Annotated in this window: 3 protein-coding genes; 2 read left to right on the top strand and 1 reads right to left on the bottom strand. The window is 66.1% G+C overall.

The genetic code is table 11. The annotated features are described in order from the left end of the window. The coding region (locus tag B9S58_RS22540) for a transposase (RefSeq protein ID WP_181009339.1) at nucleotides 1–799 on the top strand (799 nt) is incomplete at its 5' end. A 295-nt stretch (nucleotides 800–1094) separates the two neighbouring features. Beyond that, nucleotides 1095–1625, top strand: coding sequence for a hypothetical protein (locus B9S58_RS37545; protein ID WP_146063551.1), 531 nt, complete (start codon nucleotides 1095–1097; stop codon nucleotides 1623–1625). A 24-nt stretch (nucleotides 1626–1649) separates the two neighbouring features. Here B9S58_RS37545 and B9S58_RS22535 read toward each other — a convergent pair. Next, nucleotides 1650–2459 (bottom strand): IS701 family transposase (locus B9S58_RS22535; protein WP_107494940.1); only part of this gene is annotated, 810 nt, incomplete at its 5' end.

Raw genomic sequence — 2459 nt, 5'->3', positions numbered from 1 at the left:
CGGGAAGGGGGCGGCCAGTCTGCTGCGCGAGGCCCTGTCCACGGTGCGGGCCATGGGCACCACCGCGCAGATCGTCGTACGGGCCGACTCGGCGTACTTCTCGCACAAGGTCGTCGACGTCTGCCGCAAGGCCGGCGTGCGCTTCTCCCTCGCGGTCGCGGTGAAGAAGACCATCCGCACCGCGATCGAGCAGATACCCGCCGACGCCTGGACGGCGATCGCATACACGAACGCGATCTGGGACAGCGAGGAAGACCGCTGGATCTCCGACGCGGAGATCGCCGAGATCCCCTTCACCGCGTTCACCAGCAAGAAGAAGACCTTCCACACCACGGCCCGCTTGATCGTGCGCCGGGTCAAGCGGCTGAACCCGAAGTCGGTGCCCGACGGGCAGGCCGAACTGTTCGGGGTCTGGCGCCACCACGTCATCTTCACCGACAGTCCGTTCGTCCTGGCCCGGGCCGAGCCGATGCACCGCGAACACGCCTGCGTGGAGCAGGTCTTTGCCGATCTGGAGGACTCCGCCCTCGGCCACCCGCCCTCGGGGAAGTCCACCGCGAACGCCGCCTGGCTGACCCTGGCGGCCGCCGCCCACAACCTCACCCGCGCCGCCGGCCGCCTCGCCTCGGTCTTCCACGCCAAGGCGCGGACCGGCACCATCCGCCGGCACCTGATCCACATCCCGGCCCGCCTCGCCACCCGCGCCCGCACCATCACCCTGCACCTCCCCGAACGCTGGCGCTGCGCCGACGACTTCACCGACCTGTGGACGGCCACCGGACAACGCGCCCAGACCTGACCCGCCGGACCGACCGCCCGCCCACGACCCGAAAGACCTCGGAGAACCCGCCACCGGAACGGCCATCCGGAAAACACCACTGCCCAAATCCGAGAATCCACCCCGAAAGCGATCACACCGCACAATCAGAGATCACGCGGTGGATCGAGGATCAGACGGCAGCATGTATGGGATCAACGTCGGAAAGCAGACGATGCGATCTGGTGCCCCAATCAAACGAGAAGCGGAAGCGCTACAGAATCTTGAAGGTATCGGGATCCCAATGCACTTCATTGCCTACAACTAGCGAGTCGCGATGAAAGTAACGCTTCAGTTCCACGGTGACCGTCAAGAGATCTACCAGATGGCCTTGGAGTGGGCCCGCGACTCAGGGATGCCCCTGGTGGAGGAGCGCTTCTTCCCCACCTATCAAGTGCAACTGGTGGGTGAGGTTCGGGAAGAAGATGGAAAGGCGAGATGCAGTGACGGCATTGATCGCATTTCCCTGAACCCTTCTTCCGTCGATCTGGGTGCCACTTCATCCCTCGATTACGTAAAGAGGAATCCGGACTCTCTATTCATCAACCTTGGTGAGCAATCGGACGCCATTCTGAGAGAGTCGGCCCTGGCGGCTATGACCGATGAAGTGGCACTCGTGCCGGTTCGGAAAAGCTTGCGGGAGCGCGCCAGGAAGTCCATGTGTAAGGGCGCTTGGGTGGAGAACACCATGTCGGGCGCGCGATCACGGGTGGCCAGCCATTACTACACGGCAGATGCCAAGCGGCTTGCGGCAGCAGGAGTGGTTCCGATAGGCGGAACTGACTGGATCAGATATCAGTTTGACTAGTACTCCAGCTGTAGATCGCGATCTTCATGTCTGGGCGGCTTGTCGCTGATAGTGGCTGGCCTGGGATCGGGCCTGGTGGCGGCGTCGCCAATGGGACCAGTCGAGCCGGTGGGTCGCGTCGTGGACGGGCCGGACGGCGAGCGCGGTGAACAGGTGCTGGATCTCGTTGCAGGTGAGCGGTATCAGCCCGTCCGGCTTCGAGTGGCGGGCGTGTTCGTCGGCGCGGACGACGGTGAGGAAGGCGTGGGCGAGCATCGCGAGGGTGACCCAGCGGTGCCAGGACGTCCAGCGTCTGACCTGGTGCTCGTCCAGTCCGGCCAGGCCCTTGCCGGACTGGAAGGTCTCCTCGGCCGTCCATCTGCGCCCGGCGACCCGCACCAGGGTGGACAGCGGAACCCGGACTGCTGAGTAGCAGCGGTAGAAGGCGAGTTCACGGGTGCGCCGGTTGCGGCGGACGAGCAGCTGACGGTGGCCCGGCCGGTCGTCGGCGATGTCGGCCAGGGCCCAGTCGTAGAAGCGGTGCCCCTTGGCGCCGTCGCCGGCGGAGAGTTTCTGCCAGGCCCGCTTCGGCAGCATCTTGACCAGGACGTCGGCCCGGAAGTTGCCAGCTCGGGTGGTGATCTGGTGGTCACAGGCCACGGCGAGCACGTAGCCGGTCTCGCGTCTCTCCAGCTCGGTCCGCAGGTGCGGGTTGCCTCCGTAGACCTCATCGCCCGCCACCCAGGATGCGGCAACGCCGGCGTCCAGGGCGCGGCCGATCATGCGGGCGGCGAGGGCGGGTTTCGTGGCGAAGCCGACGGCGTCGGGTATCCCGGCGGCCCGGCAGCGGGCCGG

The sequence above is a fragment of the Streptomyces sp. SM11 genome, from assembly GCF_002910905.1.
Taxonomy (GTDB): Bacteria; Actinomycetota; Actinomycetes; order Streptomycetales; family Streptomycetaceae; genus Streptomyces.
This window is presented reverse-complemented; position numbering and strand designations above follow the sequence as displayed.

Coding starts and splice junctions, on each gene's coding strand:
- B9S58_RS37545 (WP_146063551.1), top strand. CDS start 1,095: ATGAAAGTAACGCTTCAGTTCCACGGTGACCGTCAAGAGATCTACCAG.